14 protein-coding genes and 1 tRNA gene are annotated in these 19,327 nt (G+C 72.8%); 7 read left to right on the plus strand and 8 right to left on the minus strand.

The genetic code is table 11. The annotated features are described in order from the left end of the window. Window positions 1-3: 3 nt before the first annotated feature. Window positions 4-1,857: an AMP-dependent synthetase/ligase gene (locus OG861_RS18245; protein ID WP_329196007.1), complete on the plus strand. Its 1,854-nt coding sequence runs from the start codon at window positions 4-6 to the stop codon at window positions 1,855-1,857. Window positions 1,858-1,900: 43 nt separating this feature from the next. Here OG861_RS18245 and OG861_RS18250 read toward each other — a convergent pair whose 3' ends face one another. Further along, entirely contained in the window at window positions 1,901-3,043 is a 1,143-nt protein-coding gene (locus OG861_RS18250; protein ID WP_329196005.1) for a lipase family protein, read from the minus strand. A 257-nt stretch (window positions 3,044-3,300) separates the two neighbouring features. Beyond that, window positions 3,301-4,335: an AraC family transcriptional regulator gene (locus OG861_RS18255; RefSeq protein WP_329196003.1), complete on the minus strand. Its 1,035-nt coding sequence runs from the start codon at window positions 4,333-4,335 to the stop codon at window positions 3,301-3,303. A gap of 118 nt (window positions 4,336-4,453) precedes the next feature. Here OG861_RS18255 and OG861_RS18260 point away from each other — a divergent pair, with 118 nt between their 5' ends. Further along, on the plus strand, window positions 4,454-6,214 hold the full coding sequence (locus OG861_RS18260) for an AMP-dependent synthetase/ligase (RefSeq protein WP_329196001.1): 1,761 nt from the start codon (window positions 4,454-4,456) through the stop codon (window positions 6,212-6,214). 73 nt (window positions 6,215-6,287) lie between these two features. Here the strand turns inward: OG861_RS18260 and OG861_RS18265 are convergent, their stop codons facing one another. Beyond that, the gene (locus OG861_RS18265; protein ID WP_329195999.1) at window positions 6,288-7,490 is read right to left on the minus strand and encodes an aminotransferase-like domain-containing protein; all 1,203 of its coding nucleotides are present in this window, start codon (window positions 7,488-7,490) and stop codon (window positions 6,288-6,290) included. Window positions 7,491-7,692: 202 nt separating this feature from the next. On the opposite strand from OG861_RS18265, the gene OG861_RS18270 reads away from it, so the two are divergent. Beyond that, on the plus strand, window positions 7,693-8,568 hold the full coding sequence (locus OG861_RS18270) for a hypothetical protein (protein WP_329202276.1): 876 nt from the start codon (window positions 7,693-7,695) through the stop codon (window positions 8,566-8,568). A 133-nt stretch (window positions 8,569-8,701) separates the two neighbouring features. On the opposite strand, the gene OG861_RS18275 is transcribed toward OG861_RS18270, so the two are convergent. The 3 genes from OG861_RS18275 to OG861_RS18285 all read right to left on the minus strand — a co-directional run bounded on the left by OG861_RS18275 (window position 8,702) and on the right by OG861_RS18285 (window position 11,075). After that, the gene (locus tag OG861_RS18275) at window positions 8,702-8,914 is read right to left on the minus strand and encodes a DUF397 domain-containing protein (protein WP_329195997.1); all 213 of its coding nucleotides are present in this window, start codon (window positions 8,912-8,914) and stop codon (window positions 8,702-8,704) included. 202 nt (window positions 8,915-9,116) lie between these two features. Then, window positions 9,117-10,001 carry a helix-turn-helix domain-containing protein gene (locus OG861_RS18280; RefSeq protein WP_329195995.1) on the minus strand — a complete coding sequence of 295 codons (885 nt, stop codon included), beginning with the start codon at window positions 9,999-10,001 and terminating at the stop codon, window positions 9,117-9,119. 312 nt (window positions 10,002-10,313) lie between these two features. Beyond that, window positions 10,314-11,075, minus strand: coding sequence for a GOLPH3/VPS74 family protein (locus tag OG861_RS18285; RefSeq protein ID WP_329195993.1), 762 nt, complete (start codon window positions 11,073-11,075; stop codon window positions 10,314-10,316). 186 nt (window positions 11,076-11,261) lie between these two features. On the opposite strand from OG861_RS18285, the gene OG861_RS18290 reads away from it, so the two are divergent. From OG861_RS18290 to OG861_RS18300, 3 genes are all read left to right on the plus strand, one after another. Beyond that, window positions 11,262-14,150, plus strand: coding sequence for a D-alanyl-D-alanine carboxypeptidase family protein (locus OG861_RS18290; protein WP_330261815.1), 2,889 nt, complete (start codon window positions 11,262-11,264; stop codon window positions 14,148-14,150). A 208-nt stretch (window positions 14,151-14,358) separates the two neighbouring features. Then, a complete protein-coding gene (locus OG861_RS18295; protein ID WP_329195990.1) occupies window positions 14,359-16,137 on the plus strand; it encodes an MFS transporter in 1,779 nt (592 codons plus the stop codon). Window positions 16,138-16,226: 89 nt separating this feature from the next. Next, on the plus strand, window positions 16,227-16,430 hold the full coding sequence (locus OG861_RS18300) for a hypothetical protein (protein ID WP_329195988.1): 204 nt from the start codon (window positions 16,227-16,229) through the stop codon (window positions 16,428-16,430). A gap of 90 nt (window positions 16,431-16,520) precedes the next feature. On the opposite strand, the gene OG861_RS18305 is transcribed toward OG861_RS18300, so the two are convergent. After that, a tRNA-Arg gene (locus tag OG861_RS18305) sits at window positions 16,521-16,593 on the minus strand. A gap of 374 nt (window positions 16,594-16,967) precedes the next feature. Here OG861_RS18305 and OG861_RS18310 point away from each other — a divergent pair. Further along, complete coding sequence (locus tag OG861_RS18310; RefSeq protein ID WP_329195986.1) at window positions 16,968-17,762, plus strand: SDR family NAD(P)-dependent oxidoreductase; 795 nt, start codon at window positions 16,968-16,970, stop codon at window positions 17,760-17,762. Between the two features lie 44 nt (window positions 17,763-17,806). Here the strand turns inward: OG861_RS18310 and OG861_RS18315 are convergent, their stop codons facing one another. After that, entirely contained in the window at window positions 17,807-19,084 is a 1,278-nt protein-coding gene (locus tag OG861_RS18315) for a M6 family metalloprotease domain-containing protein (RefSeq protein WP_329195984.1), read from the minus strand. Between the last annotated feature and the right edge of the window lie 243 nt (window positions 19,085-19,327).

The following is a 19,327-nucleotide window of genomic DNA, read 5'->3' on the forward strand; positions in this document are numbered from 1 at the left end:
CCCGTGCATGCCGAGCCGAAGCCCGCTGAGCCGGCCGAGCCCGTGAAGACCGTCATCGACGGGGTGGTGCGGCAGGTCGCGGTACCCCCGCTCGTCGGCCCGCCCGCGCGGGGGTCGCTCGGGGACATACCGTTCGACAACGCGGCCCAGGCGCCCGGCGAGGCCGTGCTCGCGCGCAAGCAGCCCGACGGCAGCTGGCGCGACGTGAGCGCCGCCGAATTCGCCGCCGAGGTGCTCGCCGTCGCCAAGGGGCTGATCGCCGAAGGGCTGCGGCCGGGGGACCGGCTCGCCATCATGGCCCGCACCACCTACGAGTGGACCCTGCTGGACTTCGCGGGCTGGGCTGCCGGGCTGGTGACGGTGCCGATCTACCCGACCTCCTCGGCGGCCCAGGCGTGCTGGATCATCCAGGACTCGGGGGCGGTGGCCTGCGCCGTGGAGGACACCACGCAGGCCCGCATCATCAGCGCCGAACGGGTGAACCTGCCGGGGCTGGTGCACCTGTGGGAGTTCGACACGGGAGCCGTGGCACGGCTCGTCAGGGCCGGGGAACGCATCCCGGAGGCGCTGGTCCACGAGCGCAGGCGGGTCCGTACACCACAAGACGTCGCCACGCTCGTCTACACCTCCGGCACCACCGGCCGGCCGAAGGGGTGCGTGCTGACGCACGGGAACTTCTTCGCCGAAGTCGACAACGCGGTGGAACTGCTGCACCCGGTCTTCCGGGCCGTGACCAGCGAACCGGCCTCCACCCTGCTGTTCCTGCCGCTGTCGCACGTGTTCGGGCGGATGGTGGCCGTGGGCTGCCTGCGCGCGCGGGTGAAGCTCGGACACGCGCCGAGCATCCGTACGGAGGACCTGATGGCGGACCTCGCCGGGTTCAGACCGACGTTCCTGCTGGCCATCCCCTACGTCCTGGAGAAGGTCTACAACACCGCGCGGGCGACGGCGGAGCGGATGGGCCGGGGCGCGTCCTTCGACCGGGCGGCGAGGATCGCCCGGCGCTACGGCGAGAGCGACGTCCCCGGGTGGGGGCTGCGGGCGGCGCGCGCACTGTACGACCGGCTCGTGTACCGGCGGATCCGCGCGGCGCTGGGCGGGCGCGTGCGGTACGTCCTGAGCGGGGGTTCGCCGCTCGGCGCGCGGCTGGCGGCCTTCTACGCGGGCGCCGGGGTGGAGGTCTTCGAGGGCTACGGCCTGACGGAGACCACGGCGGCCGCGACGGTGACGCCCCCGCTCAAGCCGCGCCTGGGAACGGTCGGGTGGCCGCTGCCGGGGACGGCGGTACGGATCGCCGACGACGGGGAGGTGCTGCTGCACGGGCCGCACGTCTTCGCGGGCTACTGGAACGGCGGGGCGACCGTGCCAGGCGGGTGGTTCGCGACCGGCGACATCGGGGAGCTGGACGCGGACGGGTACCTGACCATCACCGGACGCAAGAAGGACCTGATCATCACCTCCGGCGGCAAGAACGTCGCCCCGGCGGTCCTGGAGGACGCGCTGCGGGCGCACCCCCTGGTGGCCCAGTGCCTGGTGGTCGGCGAGAACCGGCCCTACGTCGCCGCGCTGATCACCCTGGACGGGGAAGGGCTGGCGCACTGGAGGCAGATGCACAAGAAGGGCGACCTGCCGACGGCGGAGCTCGTGCGGGACGAGGAACTGCGGGCGGACGTCCAAAGGGGCGTCGACGAGGCGAACGCGCTGGTGTCGCGCCCGGAGTCGATACGGCGGTTCGTGCTGCTGCCGCAGGACTTCACCGAGGAGCGGGGACACCTGACTCCGTCGCTCAAGCTGCGGCGCGGCGTCATCGCGCGGGAGTTCGCGCGGGAGATCGACGCGTTGTACCGGGGGCGGTGAGGGGCGGGCGCCCCGGACACCGCCGCCCGGCAGCCGCAGCGGATCAGCAGTTGGCGTGCGTGGCGCGGCCCGCGAAACGGTCCGCGAGCCAGTTGCCGGCCGCCAGGGAGTGGCTGATGACCCCGCTGACGTGCTCACCGACCCAGACGGTGTCGAACTCGACGTCCGCGCCCCGCGCGCACCACTCGGAGCGCAGCTCGCGGCCGACGGCGTACGGGATCAGCTCGTCGCCGAGCGCGTGGTACTGGTACACCGGCGCGGCCGGGGCGGTCCCGCCGAGCCTGCTCTGGCCGAGCCGGGCCCGCCAGTCGGGCTGGGCGAGCGGGTCGCGGGTGGTGAGGTCGGAGATCCGCTTGAAGGAGCCGGCGATGGCGTCGATGGCGACGCAGCCCTCGCGCAGGCCGCCGACCAGGGCCTTGCCCGCCGGGTTGAGGTAGGAGTCGAGTTTCAGCTCGGGGAAGGCGGCGTCCTGTCCGGCGGCGGCCATGAAGATCAGCCCGGAGCCGTAGGAGCCGTTGTTGAAGTCGGCGACCTTCATCAGGTCGGCCGGGACGCCGCCGGTCGCGGTGCCCTTGACCTGCAACTCCGGTGCGTACGAGCCCTGCAGCTCGGCGGCCCAGCTGCTGGCCTGGCCGCCCTGGGAGTAGCCCATGATGCCGATCGGCGTGTCCGCGGGCAGCCCCGCCTCGGGGAGGCGCAGGGCCGCCCGGGCGGCGTCGAGCATGGCGTGACCTGCGGAGGGGCCGACGGTGTAGGTGTGCACGCCGGGCGTGCCGAGGCCCTCGTAGTCGGTGACGACCACCGCCCAGCCGCGCAGGGTGAGTTGCTGGATGAGGTTGGCCTCCATGGCGGTGCCGTTCGGGAGGTTGTTGCTCGGGGCGCAGGAGTCGCCCATGCCGACGGTGCCGACGGCGTAGGTGATCAGGGGGCGGGGGCCGGTACGGCCGTCCTGCGGGACGATGACCGTTCCCGAGACGACGTCGGGCGCGCCGTCGGCGGTGGTCGAGCGGTAGCTGATCTTCCAGGCCTTGGTGTTCGTGGGCTGGCCGGGCAGCGGGTGGAACGCGGAGGGCGCGGTGGCGACGAGGTCGCCGGGGCGGGCGGCGGAGGCGGTGGCGGGGCTCGCGGCCGTGAGGCCGAGGGCCAGGGCGGCCACGGCGGCGAGGGCGGTGCAGCGCAAACGCATGGGCGGCTCTCCCAGGTGTCCGTGTGGGGGCAGGTGAGGAGAAGGTAGTGACCGACCGGTCGGCACGTCGCTGACTGTGCAGCTCACCTTTGCTGACCGGAGCCATCACCGGGCCGACGCGCGGCCCCCCGCGGCCGCCGCGCCGAGCCGCCCACCGCGCCGAGCCGCCCGTAACCGCGCCCGCCGAGCCGCCCACCGCGCCGAGCCGCCCGCCACCGCGGCCGCCGAGCCGCCCACCGCGCCGGCCGGGCAGCCCGTCAGCCGCCCGAGGCGATCCGGTAGGCGCCCGGAGTGGTGCCCGTCCAGCGGCGGAATGCGCGGTGGAAGGCGGTGTCCTCGGAGAAGCCCAGCCGGGCGGCCAGCTCCGCGATGGGCTCGCCGCTCTCCGCGAGCCCCGCGATGGCCGCGTCCCGCCGCACGTGGTCCTTCAACTGCTGGAAGGACGTGCCCTCCTGGCGCAGGCGCCGCCTCAGCGTCGCCGGGGACACGGCGAGGCGCGCCGCGACCTCCCCGAGCTCCGGCAGCCTGGGCGAGGTGCGCAGCCGCCGCGTCAGGGTCCGGCGTACCTGCTCCGCGACCGTGGTCCCGTACTCCGGCCGCGACAGCAGGTCGAAGGGGGCCCGGCGCAGCATCGCGTCGAGGGCGGGCTCCTCCCGTACGAGCGGAGCGGTCAGCCACTGCGCGGCGAACGCGGCGGCCGTCCGGTCGGCGCCGAAACGGACCGGGCAGTCGAAGAGCAGCTCGTACTCCTGCGCGTAGGGCGGCGCGGGGTACGCGAACGCCGCGTACAGCAGCGGGATGCGGCGCCCGATCAGCCAGCTGCTCAGCCGGTGCCAGATGGCGAGCACGCACTCGGACAGGAAACGCTCCTCGGCCCGGCCGGGGTTCCCGGCGCCGCCCTCCACGAAGTCGCTCCGCACCCCGAACCTGGCTTCGCCGTCGCCGACCTCCAGCGCCAGTTCCGGGCCGCCCGGGAACAACCCGTAGAACGCCGCGGCCCGTTCGACGGCCGCCCCCAGGTCCCGGCAGCCCAGCGAGGCGTAGCACATCATCGCGAAGGTGCCGGGCCGGCTCGGCAGCGCGCCCAGCCCGAGGAACTCGTCCTGCGTCGTGCGGTACAGCGCCCGGAACAGCCGGGCGAACTGCGCGGGCGTGATCCGCGCCCGGTCGTCGCCCAGCAACAGCGGCGGGATCTGCGCCTCTTGCAGCAGCGGCACGGTGTCGATGCCGGCGCGCCGCGCCCCCGCCAGCAGGGCACGCACATGGTGCACGGTGATCGTCCGCCTCCCCATGGGACCGACGGTAGCCCCAATGAGCTCCGGGGTCAGCGGTGCTGACGCTTCCGGTCATGCCGTACGGGCCGCTGCGGTGCCTAGCGTCGTCGTACTCACTCCCCGGGAGGCGAAGACGATGGACGCCGCACAGGACCTGGCGCGACCGCGCACGCTGGCTCTCTTCACCGAGTGGACGGGGGAGCGCTACGGGCACCACAGCGCGCTCCGCTTCCGGCCGGGCACCGCCACCGCCCCGGAAGGCGGCTGGAGCACGCTCTCCTACGAGGACCTGCGGGCCCGCGTCCGCCGCACCGGGCGGGCCCTGCTGGGCCTGGGGATCGTGGCGGGCGAGCGGGTGGTGGTCCTCGCGGAGACCCGGCCGCAGTGGACGTGCACGCACTTCGGGGTGCTGGCGGCGGGCGCCGTCCTGGTGCCGGTGTACCCGACGGCGGGGGAGGAGGAGCTGGCCTGGGTGCTGTCGGACTCCGCGGCGGTGGTGGCGGTCTGCGACGACGCCGCCCAGGCGGCCAGGGTGGAAGCCCTGCGCGGGCGGCTCCCGGCGCTGCGGCAGGTGGTCCTGATGGACGCCCTGCCGCAGCTGCCGCCGGCACCGGAGACGGAGCTGCGCGCCCGCGCGGAGGCGGTGACCCCGGACGCGGACGCCGCCGTCGTCTACACCTCGGGGACGACCGGGCCGCCGAAGGGCTGCCGGCTCACCCACGGCAACCTCGGCGCCGTCCAGGACGCCACCTTGCCGGTGGTGAAGGGCGGGCCGGGCGACAGGACGTACCTCTACCTGCCGCTCGCCCACCTGCTGGCGCAGCTCATCCAGTTCACCACGCTGCTCCAGGGCGGGGAGCTGTGCTACTTCGGCGGCCGGATCGAGAACGTCCTGGCCGAGGTCGCCGAGGTGGCTCCGACCCACCTGCCCTCCGTACCGCGCCTGTTCGAGAAGCTCCACTCGGTGGTGCTGTCGCTCGCGGAGTCGGTGGAGGGCGGACGGGAGCGCTTCGAGGAGGCGGTACGGCTGGGCGTACTGGCTGCCGAGGGGCGCCTGCCCGAGGAGGCGCGCACGGCGTACGAGGCGGCGCGCGAGACGCTGTACGCCCCTGTCCGCGCCGCCTTCGGGGGCCGGCTCACCTGGGCGCTGACCGGCGGCGCCCCGATCGCGCCCGCCACCTTGGACTTCCTGCGCGCCTGCGGGATCCCGGTCCACGAGGGCTACGGGATGACGGAGTCCGCCGGGGTGATCAGCCTCAACCACCCGGGGTCGGCCCGCCCCGGCACGGTCGGCCGGCCGGTCGCGGGCTGCGAGGTCCGGATCGCGGAGGACGGCGAGGTCCTGGCCCGGGGCCCGATGGTCTTCCCGGGCTACCACGGCGACGCGAGGGCGACGGCGGCGACGGTCGACGCCGACGGCTGGCTGCACACCGGCGACCTCGGCTCGCTCGACGCCGACGGCTTCCTGTCGATCATCGGCCGGAAGAAGGAGCTGGTCATCACCTCGGCGGGGAAGAACATCACCCCGACGGAGGTCGAGTTCGCCCTCCAGGCGTCCCGGTACGTCTCCCGCGCGGTGATGATCGGCGACCGCCGCCCCCACCCGGTGGCCCTGATCACCCTGGACGCGGACGAGATCGCGGCCTGGGCGGCCCGGGAGGGGATCGCCCCGGGCACCCTGGCCCGGCCCGAGGAACACCCGGCGGTCCGGGCCCTGGTGGCGCGGGCCGTCGAGGAGGCCAACGCCACCGTCTCCCGGCCGGCCCGGATCCGTGCCTTCCACCTGCTCGCCGAGGACTTCTCCGTCGAGGCGGGCACGTTGACCCCGACCTTGAAACTCCGGCGGGCGGTGGTGGCGCAGCGGTACGCCGCCGAGATCGAGAAGCTGTACGGCTGAGGGCGGGCGGCGGGGGTGACCGGCCGGGGGTGACCGGCCGGGGGTCCCGGTGGGGAGGGGCCGACTGGGGCGACTACCGCAGGGCGCGGCCCAGCCGGCGCAGGCCCTCGGCGATCTCGGCGGGGGTGTGCGTGACGAAGGACAGCCGCAGGGTCCGGTGGTCGGGGGTGCCGGTGAAGAAGGGGGCCCCGGGGACGTAGGCCACGTCGTGTGCGACGGCGGACTTGAGCAGGGCCGTCGCGTCGTACCCGGCGGGCAGCCGGGCCCAGACGAACATGCCGCCCTCCGGCCGGTTCCACTCCGAGCCCGCCGGGAGCGCCTCGGGCAGGCCGGCCAGCAGCGCGTCCCTTCGGACGCGGTAGGCCGCGCGGACGGTGGCGACGTGGGCGTCCAGGTCCACCGCCGCCAGGTAGTGGGCGGCCGCCAGCTGGTTCACTGTCGAGGTGTGCAGGTCGGCCGCCTGCTTCGCGACGACCGCGGCCCGCAGCAGGGCCGCCGGGGCGCGGAGCCAGCCCAGCCGCAGGCCCGGTGCCATGAGCTTGGAGAAGCTGCCGAGCAGGGCGGTGCGGTCCTGCGCCCCGGGGTGCGCGGCGAGCCACGGCTCGTGCGCCCCCTCGTAGCGGAGGTCACCGTACGGGTCGTCCTCCACCAGCCACAGGCCGAGCCGGGAGGCGATCTCCGCGACCGCCGCCCGGCGGGCTCCGGGGAGGGTGCGGCCCGTCGGGTTCTGGAACGTGGGTATCGCGTACAGCAGCTTGGGCCGCTCCCGCCGGACGATCTCCTCCAGGGCGTCCGGGAGGATGCCGTCCTCGTCGCAGGGGACGGGCACGACCCGGACCCCGGCCAGGCCGAAGCCCTGGAGCGCCGCCAGGTAGGTCGGGTTCTCGACGAGGACGACGTCGCCCGGGTCGAGCAGGGCGCCGGCGAGCAGGGCGAGCCCCTGCTGGGAGCCGCTGGTGACGACGACCTGGTCGGCGGTGGTGGGCAGCCCACGGGCGGTGGCGCGGGCGGCGATCGTCGCGCGGAGTTCCGGTACGCCCTCGGTGGTCGAGTACTGCAGGGCCCGGGCGGCGGAGGCGGGGGCGGACAGGGCCGCGTCGTAGGCCGCACGCAGGCCGGCGGTGTCGAAGAGCTCGGGTGCCGGGTAGCCGCCGGCGAAGGAGACCACCTCGGGGCGGTCGGTGAGGGAGAGGATGTCGCGGATGGGCGAACCCGCCACCGCGGCCGTCCTGGCGGCGAAGGCGGGCGGCGGCTGGACGGCGGCGGGGCCGGGCATGGGGACTCCTTCGGCAGGCGGGTGCGCGCAGCCTAACCGCGAAAGATGCAGAGGACACCTACCCGTCCGCCACGTGAACGGGCCCGGCCGTGGCGGTGTCGGCCCCCTCCACAACTGACGCTGCATCAGATAGACCGGTGTCATGACGACAGACGAGACGGCGGCAGACGCAACGGCGGCAGACGCAACGGCGGCAGATGCGATGACGGCAGGCGCGACGACGGCGGACGCCATACCGGTGCGGGGCGGCGACACCCGGGCCGAGGACTACGCGGCGCTCGCCTCCGTGGGCCCGTACGGCGTCCGCCCGGGCCACGCGCTGATCACCATGGTCGAACCGCACCCGGGCCACGAGTTCGCGTACAACCGCTGGTACGAGGACGACCACTACTACGCCGGCGCCATGGCCATGCCCTGGATGTACGCCGGACGCCGCTGGGTCGCCACCAAGGACCTCCAGGAGCTGCGCTACCCCGAGAAGTCGGCCGTCGCCCAGCCCGTCTCGGCCGGGTGCTACCTGTCGACGTACTGGGTGACCGAAGGCCGGTACGACGAGCACATGAAGTGGACCGTCGGCATCAACAAGCGGCTGAACCGCGACGGTCGCGTCTACCAGGACCGCACGCACGTCTTCACGGCCTTCCAGGACCACGAGGCCACCGTCTACCGCGACGGTGCGGCCGGGCCGCGCGACTTCCACGCCCTCGACCACCCCTACTCGGGGCTGGTCCTCCAGGTCGTCGACGCCGTCGGCCCCGAGCAGCGGGCGCGACTGCTGGAGTGGCTGCGCTCGCGGTCCCTGCCGAAGCGGCTGGCGGGCGGTCCCGCGGCGATGGTGACGGTCTTCCGGCCGACGCCGCTGCCCGGCGACCGCATGACGTACGTCAAGCAGGTCGAGGGCGTCGGCACCCGGTTGACGCTGCTCTGGTTCCTGGAGGCCGATCCCCGGACCTGCTGGCACCGGTTCGAGGGACTGGACGCGGAGGTCGCGGAGGCGGGTCTGGGGCGGGTGGAGCTGGTGGCCCCGTTCATCCCGACGGTGCCGGGGACGGACCGTTACGTGGACCGGCTGCGCTGAGGGCGGTTCGTTCCGCGGCGCGGCGGCTCCGGTCGGGCTGCGGACAGGGCAGAGCCCCCTCGGCCTGGACGGCGACCGGTCGAGAGGGCATCAACCAACGGCTTGTTCATGAGGCGGACGGACGTCGTCACGCTCAGACGAGGCGTCCCAGCCGGCCCTCGGTGACGTCGGCGACGAAGGAGTTCCAGGACCCCGGCGCGAAGGTGAGGGACGGGCCGTCCTGCACCTTCGAGTCGCGGACCGCGATGGCCTCCATGACGGGCGACTTGACTTCGACGCAGGCGCCGTTGCCGCCGGAGTAGGAGGACTTGGTCCAGTTTTCCGTAGCGCCCTGACGAATAGCCATGTTTTTCTCCGGTTCAGCGAGTAGTTCCGGGTCTCGTCGGCCTTTGCTTCCGGCCGACGTGATCGACGCTACCCGCACCGTCCGACGGGTGAAGTGGGCGTTCACTCGACCGGGTGGCATATTCCATTCAGGCCTTCTGTGGCCGGGGAGTGACGGTGTACCGTACCGGCCCCCCTCGCCACCTGCCCGGTTTCCTCCGCTTTTACTTCCCCTTGCCCGCATAGTGGTCAATGATCTCGGCGATGAACTGCCGTGTCTGTTCGACATTGAGCGCTTGGGCGCGCAAGTGCTCGTACATCACGCTGTACTTCTGAACGTCGTTGGCCTTCTCCAGGTACAAATCGCTCGTCACGCCTTCGATGTAGACCACCGTCGAGTCGGAGGCGTCCGGGAATTCGAGGATGGCGTACTGCCCGTTGACGCCCGGATGCGCGCCCATCGAGAACGGCATCACCTGCACGGTGATGTACGGCTGTTCCGACTGCTCTATCAGGTATTCGAGCTGCCGGATCATCAACTGCGCGTCGCCCACGTGCCGGCGCAGCGCCGCCTCGTCGATCACCGCCCACAGCCGCAGCGGCCCGACCTCCGGGTTGTTGTTGTCCGTCTCGGAGAGCCGCTTCTGGCGGTGCATCCGGACCTGGACGCGCTTGTCCACGTCGGCCGGCGCGGTCTCCGGGAGCGCGCCGCGGATCAGGGCGTGGGCGTACTCGGGGGTCTGGAGCAGGCCGGGGACCATCTGGGGCTCGTACGTGCGCAGACTGGTCGCATCGGTTTCCAGGCCGATGTAGACGCTGTACGGGATGTCGCCGAAGGCGTGCCACCAGCCCTGCTGGCGCGAGTCCTTGGCCATCTGCATGAGGGAGTCGACGAGCCGGCGGTCCTCGACCTCGTACACGTCGCACAGGTCGCGGACGTCGCGCTGGCTGATGGAGCGACGGCCGTTCTCCAGCCGACTGATCTTGGACTGGGAAACGAGCAGACGCTCGGCGACCTGCTCGGCCGTCATTCCTTTGTCCTCGCGCAACTTGCGCAGCTCCATGCCCAGTCGGCGGCGTCGGACGGTGGGATTGACATTGGACGCCACGGGGACGGCACCTCCGCCTTCTTCTGGATCTGTCTCTCTGCGTGTCTGATGTTCAGCAGACTGCCACCGAAGGGTGCGGCGGCGCTGGGGAACGGACCGGAAAGACAGACGTGCGGGGCGGTGGGACCGGTGAACCGGTCTCACCGCCCCGCACGCTGGCGGCTCCCGAACCGGGTCTTTTGGGGGACGGCCGGTTGCGGCGTGGCGCACGTGGTGCCTGTGGTGCCGGCCCGCTGGGTGGGTCAAGGGGTGTCGCGGGCCGCGGTGCGGGTGGTGGTGCGCGTGGTGGTGCGCGTGCTGCTCAGCTGCCGTTCAGTGCGCGGCCACCCGGGCCATCGCACCCGTGCGGCGCGGCTGCATCGGTACGGCGGCGGCCCGGGCGGTGGGTGCCGCCGATGCCGAGGCCGTTGCCGACGCGGTGGCCGGGGCGCGGTCCCGCCTCGGCTGTGCCGCCACCCCGTTCTGGACGTCCATGACGGCGTGCGCCACGAGACCGCCCATGGGGTCGTGCCGGATCAGGTCCCGCAGCCGGGACCTGGACGACCGCCCCTCGTTGCCGGGGTACAGGTGCTTGCCGAGTCCGACCGCGTGGGCCAGTGCGGCGAGCGCCGCGGTCCGCGGGTCCGGCGGTACACCGGTGCGGATCGCACTGTCGAGCCGGGCGCGGATCTCCCGGCTGATCGCCGTGTCCGTCGCCTGGTAGCGAGTCGTCGGCAGCACCCCGCACATCTGTCCCGCGACGGCATGGACCATGCCGCAGCGCTCCAGGTGAGCGAGGTAAATCTGACGGAGCCCCAGCCGGGGCCCGCCGATCCAGTGAACGGCCCGGACCGGGCTGCCGCGCCTGCGCAGCAGTTCCAGTGCGGAGTCCAGAGTCGGATCTCCTGTCGGCCGTGGCATCACCACGGCGATACGATCCCCATCAGGGGCTATCCGTCCTGCCAGAGCCAGCTCTACTAGCTGTGCCCCGGCCAGGCCGAGGTCGAGCGACTGCGGCTGCGCCGTGGTTCCCGTGGTCGGGTCCAAGGCGAGCAGCAAAAGCTCCTCCGGAATTGTTCTGCGGCTCCTGCCCATCCATGCCTCCCCGCGTGGATGAGTGACAGGGTGACGCCTCTCACATTCATCTGTCGAGAGCGCCTGGACGCTTTGTGGGGGAACCGGCAGCTATGTCGTTCTCGTCTAGCGGGTGGGCGATGCCCCCGAGACGGGACACTGTTAGACGGTTCGGACAGCGACCGGACGGCGAACGAGGAGGAACTGGTGGCGGGCGAGTCCCCCGACAAGTCGGTAGATGAAGGTGCGTCGGGGACGGCGGAGCCCGCCACGCCGCGTGCGGAGCGGGACCCGAGGCTGTCGGTCCTCCGCCCGCGCGAAGCGGTGGAGCCGGGCGACCGGGACCCCTTGAAGGAAGCGGTGGCGGCCTGGGTCGCCACGGAGCCCTCCCGGGGTTCGGGGGACCGTGCCCCGGCTCGGGCCGAGGCCGAGGCCGAGGCCGAGGCTTCGGGTGCCGATGAGGCGGACTCCGCCGAGCCGGCGGGCCCGGCTGACCGGCGGACGACCACGTCCGGTGCCGTGAAGCCCGGCTCCTCCTCCGTCGAGCCGGAGGAGGAGCCCCGCACGCCCACCCCGGCCAAGTCGGCGGCTGCCGACAGCGAGCAGGCTTCCGCTTCGGACGCCGACGGTCCGGATCCGGCCAAGCCGTCCGGCTCCGGCGAGGCGGAGAAGACGGCGTCCGGCGCCGCGAAGCCGGGTTCCGGCAAGCCGGAGGACAAGCCGGCCGCGGCCGAGCCGGCCGACAGTGAGCGCACCGCGGTCTTCCGTGCCGTGAAGCCGGAGGCTGCCGGGTCGGGTTCTGCTGGTCGGGATTCGGCCAAGGCGTCCGGCTCCGACGCGTCGGAGAAGACGGCGTTCGGGGTCGCGAAGTCGGGTTCCGGCAAGCCGGAGGACAAGCCGGCCGACAGTGAGCGCACCGCGGTCTTCCGTGCGGTGAAGCCGGAGGTCGCCGGGTCGGGTTCTGCTGGTCGGGATTCGGCCAAGCCCGCTGGCTCCGGTGAGGCGGAGAAGACGGCGTCCGGTTCGGGTGCCGACGGGGCGTCGGGTTCCGCTGCGGCGGAGAAGAAGACGGCTGACGAAGCCCGCACCGCTGCCCCGGCGAAGCCCGCGGCGGCTGGCCCGGCCGACAGTGAGCGCACCGCTGTCTTCCGTGCGGTGAAGCCGGAGGCCGCCGGGTCGGGTTCCGCTGGTCGGGATTCGGCCAAGGCGTCCGGCTCCGGCGAGGCGGAGAAGACGGCGTTCGGGGTCGCGAAGCCGGGTTCCGGCAAGCCGGAGGACAAGCCGGCCGACAGCGAGCGCACCGCCGTCTTCCGTGCGGTGAAGCCGGAGGCCGCCGGGTCGGGTTCCGCCGGTCGGGATTCGGCCAAGGCGTCCGGCTCCGACGCGTCGGAGAAGACCGCTTCCGGGGCCGCGAAGCCGCGTGCCGAGAAGCCCGGGGACACCGGCACCGGCCCCGCCGACAGTGAGCGCACCGCCGTCTTCCGCAAGCCGGGATCCGGGGACCCCCGCACCACCCCGGCCAAGCCGGCCCCGGCCAAGCCGGCCGCGGCCGAGCCCGCCGACAGTGAGCGCACCGCCGTCTTCCGTGCCGTGAAGCCTGGTACGGCCGCGCCGACCGCCGAGGGCCGGGATGCGGCCAAGCCCGCTCCCGGCGGCCCCGCCGCCAAGCCGGCCGGAGCCAACCCGCGCGGAAGCACCTTCGTACCCCTCGGCGGCGACGGCCCCCGGCCGCCCGCCCCGCAGACGGCCCGGCCCCCGGCCCGCCCCCAGCCCTCACCCGACGCCGAGCGGACCACGCAGCAGCCGCTGCCCCCCAAGCCGCCGCTCGACATGCTGGCGGACCTCACCAACAACCCGCCCCCGCCGCCGACCCCCCTCCGCACCACGGTCCGGCGGGTCAAGATCTACGCGCCGGTCGTCCTGCTCCTCGCGGTCGTCCTGGCGGTCGTGCAGCTCGTGCGCCCGCTGCCCGCGCCCCGCCTCGCCCTGAGCGCTAAGGCCTCGTACACCTTCGACGGCGGCGCCCCCACCCTCCCCTGGCCGAAGGAGGGCCAGGGCTTCATGGCCGCCGCCGGCCTCGGCACCGTCGGCACCTTCGGCGAGCAGAAGCCCATCGCCATCGGCAGCGTCGCCAAGACCATGACGGCGTACGTGATCCTCAAGAACCACCCCCTCAAGCCGAGGGAAAAGGGTCCGATGATCGACGTCGACAAGACCGCCGTGGACGACGGCCGCAAGGAGTCCGAGGGCGAGTCCACGGTCAACACGTTGAAGGAGGGCGACAAGATCTCCGAGTACGACGCCCTCGCCGCGATCATGATCCCGTCCGCCAACAACGTCGCGCGCCTGCTCGCGCGCTGGGACACCGCCGGTGACCAGGAGGCGTTCGTCAAGAAGATGAACGACGCCGCCCGGGAACTCGGCATGACGAACACCACGTACACGGACCCCTCCGGTCTGGACCCGGCGACGGTCAGCACCGCCGAGGACCAGGTCAAGCTGGGTCTCAAGGTCGTCGAGATGCCGGAGCTGCTCGCGATCACCAAGCTCCCGAGCTGGACCGACCCCTCGGGCAAGCCCTGGCGGAACTACAACGACCTCGTCCCGTACAACGGCGCCGTCGGCATCAAGACCGGCTCCACCACCAAGGCCGGCGGCAACCTGCTCTTCGCCGCCGAGAAGAAGGTCGGCAAGACCAACCAGCTGATCGTCGGCGCGGTGCTCGGCCAGTACGGCACCCCGATCCTCGGTACCGCGATCGCGGCGAGCAAGGACGTCATGCTCGCCACGCAGAAGGCGCTGACGGACGCGACCGTGGTCAAGAAGGGCGATGTCGTCGGGTACGTGGACGACGGGCTCGGCGGTCACACCCCCGTGGTCGCCACCGCCGACGTGCAGGCGGTCGGCTGGCCCTCGCTCACGGTCACGGTGAAGCTGGGCGACGGCGGCTCCAAGCTGCCGGAGACCGCGAAGGCGGGCACCGAGGTGGGGATGCTGACCGTCGGTGAGGGCGCCAGTCAGGTGAAGGTGCCGGTGGCGTTGAAGAGCGACCTCGTCGCGCCCGGCATCGGCAGCAAACTGACTCGCGTCGGCTGACCCACGGCCCACCGCCTACGGCCCCACGGGCCCCACGGCCCCCGACCCGCACGGGCGCCCCGGACAACCCCGGGGCGCCTGAGCGCGTCTGAGAAGGGGGGCCGGAACCCGAACCGGCAGAACCGGCAGAACCGGCAGAACCGGCACAACCGGCAGATCCGGCAGAACCGGGACGGACGCGTGAACGCGACGGAAGAGAGCGTCGGCAGTGACCACCGCTGAGCAGTACAGGCGACCGGAGCGCGCCCGCGACACCGGACCGCGCGACGGGACCGACGGGAGCTGGGCGCACCGGCACCCGGTGGCCGTCGCCGCCGCCCTCGCCGCGCTCCTGCACGTCGTCTGGTTCTTCAGCTTCGCCAACAGCGGGGGCGACCTCGCGGCGCAGGACGCGTGGGCGGAGTTCGTCGGCCGCCACCCCGACACGGCGTACAACCTCGCCTGGTACGGGGGCATGCACCCGGTCTCGTACAGCGTGGTCTCGCCGTACCTCATGCACGTGCTCGGCGTCCGGACCACCATGATGGTCGCCGGCACCGTCTCGGCGGCGCTGCTCGCGCTGATCCTCACCCGGTGCCGGGGCGCCGTGCGGCGTCCGCTGTGGCCGGCCCTGGCCGGGGTGTACGGGCTGCTGTGCAACGCCCTGTCCGGCCGCGTCACCTTCGGGCTCGGGGCGATGTTCGCGCTGGCCGCCGTCGCCGCGGTCTTCTGCTGGCCGCGCAAGTGGGCGGAGCGCCGCTGGGCCAAGGCCGCCGTCGCCGCCCCGCTCGCGGGGCTCGCCACCGCTTCCAGCCCGGTGGCCGGCCTCTTCCTCGGGGTGGTCGCGGCCGCGCTGTTCCTGAGCGGGCGGCGGCCGGGGGCGTACGCGCTGGGGCTGGCGCCGGTGGCCGTGGTCGGGCTGTCGGCGTGGCTGTTCCCGTTCTCGGGCACGCAGCCGATGAAGCTGGGCTCGGCCTGGCTGCCGTTCGTGTTCGGGCTGGCGATCCTGTTCCTGGTGCCGAAGCGGTGGAAGACGGTCCGGATCGCCTCGGCCGTGTACACCGTCGGGGTGTTCCTGACCTGGGCGATCGACTCCCAGGTGGGGTCGAACGTCACCCGCCTCGTGATGCTGTTCGGCGGGGCGGTGCTGCTGGCGGCGCTCCCGTATTCGATCCCGCGCTCGCGGCGCTGGTACGCCGTGGTCGTCGCCTTCGCCGGGCTGACGGTCTGGATCACCGCCAACAGCATCACCGACATCATCCGCACCACCCCGCTCGCCGCATGGAACCGGGAGCTGGCTCCGCTGGTCGACCAGCTCCAGAAGTCGGGCGCCGACCGGGGGCGGGTGGAGGTGGTACCGGCCAGCAGCCACCGCGAGTCCTCGGCCTTCCCGTCGTACGTGAACCTCGCGCGCGGCTGGAACCGCCAGGCCGACCTGGAGCGCAACCCGCTCTTCTACGACGACACCCTCACGGCCGAGAGCTACCGGTCCTGGCTGGAGCGCTGGGCCGTGCACTACGTGGTGCTGCCCGCCGACAAACCCGACTCGGGCGGGGCGGACGAGGCGAAGCTCGTGCGCGAGGGGCTGCCGTACCTCCAGCAGGTGTGGGGCGACGCGAACTGGCAGCTGTACAAGGTGCTCGCCCCGACGGACCTGGTGGCCGGGGCCGCCACGGTGGTGCGGGCGGGCGCGGACCAGCTGGTCATCGCGGTGCGGGAGCCGGGGCGGGTCCTGGTGCGGATCCCGCACTCGCCCTGGCTGGGGCTGGTCGACGCGGCGGGCCGGGCGGTGGCGCCGCCCCAGGAGACCTTCGCGTCGAAGGCGGCCGCAACGGCGCCGAAGCAGTACGCGAACACGGCCGGCTGCCTGTTCAAGGCCCCCGTGGACGCCGACGGGGACGTCTGGACGGAGCTGCTGGCGCCGGCCGCGGGACAGTACCGGGTGTCGGCGAAGTACCAGCTCCCCCGGGGTACCCCCTGCCCGGAGGAACTCCTGCGCGGCCCTTGATCGGCGTGCGGTGGCCCCCGTACCTGCATACGATCCGGTTAGACCGATTGGCAGACCGATTGGGTGCTTCCCGAGGGAGTGACGACGGGATGAGTAAACCGCACAAGCAGGACGTCCGGACGGCGATCACGAAGGCCGCGGAGCAGACCCACCTCCCCCGCACGCCGGGTCACGGCTTCGAAGGTCCGGTCCCCAGCAAGGTCAAGGGCGGAGCGCACACGAAAGCGGCCCTCAAGCGCTCCGGCGCCCCCCAGGGCGACCGCATCGGCGAACGCACCAAAGGCCTGAGCTGACCCCATCGCCTGCCCGGCCCCCCGGCAGCCGAAAACCCGGAAGGCCCCCCACCATCCCGGCGGGGGGCCTTCTCCATGCGTCGTGCAACGTGCCCTCGGCAGGATTCGAACCTGCGACACCGGCTTTAGGAGAGCCGTGCTCTATCCCCTGAGCTACGAAGGCGGGGCCCTGGCGTGAAACGTGTCCGAATGCTCCGCATGAGAGCCCGGCTCGCCTCGGCAAGGTCCTGGGCTGCCACGAGGGCAGCCCAGGGACAGGGTAGCGGATCAGGGCGGGGCTCTGCGGCTCGGTTCCCGGGCGATCGGCGCGGTCGCGGACGGGGCGGCCGGACGCACACCGCAGGCCGGGGCCGATGCGATCCCCGGAGCCGGAACACCAGTTGGGGACCGACCGCAGCCGCCGGTGGTCCGGCACCCCGACAGGAGGGCACGGCGTGCCTGCGAGGGTGCATGGGACCCCGGCGCGCACAATGCCCGTGCATTTCCGATCCACGAGGAAAGTCCGTTCCGAGTTCCCGACACAAGGAGTGCCTGCCGATGGATCTGGAACTCACCGGAAAAGTCGCCGTCGTCACCGGTGCCGGCAAGGGCATCGGCCTGGCCATCACCGAGGCGTTCCTGCGCGAGGGCGGCCGTGTGGTCGCCGGCAGCCGTTCCGAGACCCCCGAGCTGGCCGCATTGCGCGAGAGGTACGACGTGGCCTTCGTCGCCGGCGATCTGGCTACCGCCGAAGGCGTGGATGCGCTGATCCAGGCGGCGATGGAACGGCAGGGCAGGATCGACGTCTTGGTCAACAACGTCGGAGCCACGAAGCCCCGCGTCGATTTCCTCTCCATCGACGACGCACAGTGGCAGCGGGCCTTCGACGTGAACTTCTTCAGCGCCGTCCGCGCCGTCCGCGCCGCGCTGCCGCACTTGCTCGCGGGCGGCGGAGGCGCGGTCGTCAACATCAGTTCCCTCAACGCCCGGCTGCCCTTCCCCACGGTGGTGGACTACTCGGCGGCCAAGGCCGCGCTGACCAGCCTCACCAAGGCACTGTCGGAGGAGTTCGCGCCGCGCGGCGTACGGGTGAACTCCATCGCTCCGGGCCCGGTCCGCACCCCGTTCTGGACCGCCCCCGGCGGCTTCGCCGAGGCCGTGGCGGCCGGCGCGGGCACCACGGCCCAGGAGGCCATGGACGTGGTGGTGCCGCAGCAGACGGGCATCAGTACGGGACGCTTCACCGAACCCCAGGAGGTCGCCGACCTCGCGCTCTTCCTGGCCTCGCCCCGCGCCGCGAACATCACGGGCGCCGAATTCCTCATCGACGGCGGCCAGACCAAGACGACCTGAGCGGGCCGGTCGGGGATGCGCGGCCCCGGGCGGGAGAGACGATCTCAGGGGCGGGTCACCCGGATCTGGAAGCTGCCGTCGGGGCGTTCGGACGTGACGGCGATGGTGATGCGCGCCTTGGGGTCGGTGAAGGTTTCACCGGGGCGGAAGGGGGCGTCCGAGAGCTCCGAGTGGACGTTCGGGCGGCGGGTGCAGCCGCCGCTGGCGGTCGTGCTGTCGGAGACCGTGACCGGGCCGCGGCCGGTGTCCACCTGGGAGTCCACCTTGTAGATCAGCACTCCCGGCTTGCACACGGACTCGTCGTTCCCGGCCTGCGTGCGCACCTCCACCGCGTACCCGCTGTTCTCCGTCAGCGGTACGAAGGCCAGCTTCATGCCGCCCTCCACCCCCAGCGGCGTCAGTACCTGCTCCGTGACCCCGGACTTCGACGCGCAGCCGATCTGGTTGCTGTCCAGCCAGCCCAGCTTCCACTTGTGCCAGCCCAGCAGGTCGTTGTTGGAGCCCCAGTCCTCGCTCATGATGTCCCAGTGCCCGACCGCGCCGCCCCCGTCGGGGGTGTACAGGTCCGGCAGCCCGAAGACGTGGCCGTTCTCGTGGGGGAGGACCCGGTAGCCGGTCTCCCGGTAGGAGCCCGAACCGTCGTCCTGCCGGCTGTAGACGAAGGACGTGTTGGAGAGCGGCACCCCGTCGGCCATCGGTGCCTCGCCGTTGCCGGAGAACGTCACCGACAGGACGGTGTCCAGGGCCGACGGCCCGGCGTTCGGCGTGACCAGGACGTTGATCAGGTCGTAGCGGCTGAAGTCGACCTCGGGGTCGGCGGCCTGCGCTATGTGCTCGACCAGCTGCCGGTAGCCCGGTTCGTACGCGGACCCGCGGCCGATCCCGTACGCCGCGAACGGCATCGGCATCCTCAGCCAGTTCCGTATCGGCGCCTCGGCCCGGTAGGTGAGCCGGCCGTAGGAGCTGGTCCGGAACCAGTCCGAGGTCTGCGGGAAGAACTCCGCCAGCCGGTCCACGGCCGAGCCCTCGCCCTTGGCGTCGGGAAAGTCGATCATCAGGTTCAGTGCCCGGACCTCGCCGGTCGAGCGGGAGTACCCGGGCGGCGTCGGAAGTCCCTCGGACATCTGGACGCCCATCGTGCTCGCGATCCGGCAGGGCGCGAGCGCCGAGTCGACGCTCGTGGCCACGGGACCCGCGGCGGAGTGGGTGCGGCTGGATATCCCGGCGCTGGCGGTGGCGGTGACGCCGATGGCCAGCGCGGCGATGCCGACGTACGCGCAGGTGCGGCGCGGACTGCGTATCCGGTGGCGGGTCTGCGTCATGGAGCTCGCCTTCGGGCCGCGGCAGCCGGCCGGGCCCGGTCTGCTCTCTGTGCGCTCACCCTCCGACGGCTGTGGCGCGCCCGCGCGTCAGGAGCGGCCAAACGGGAGCACGGTGCGGCAGGGGTGTGATCCAGGTCATACGAAGGAGTGAAATAACCGGGGAGTCGATCCCCGTTTGGAGTATTGACCCCGCAAACGGGGACGGCTTCCCCGTTTCTGGTGGTCGCCGTGCAGACGAGTCCC

Source organism: Streptomyces sp. NBC_00539, assembly GCF_036346105.1.
Lineage (GTDB): Bacteria > Actinomycetota > Actinomycetes > Streptomycetales > Streptomycetaceae > Streptomyces.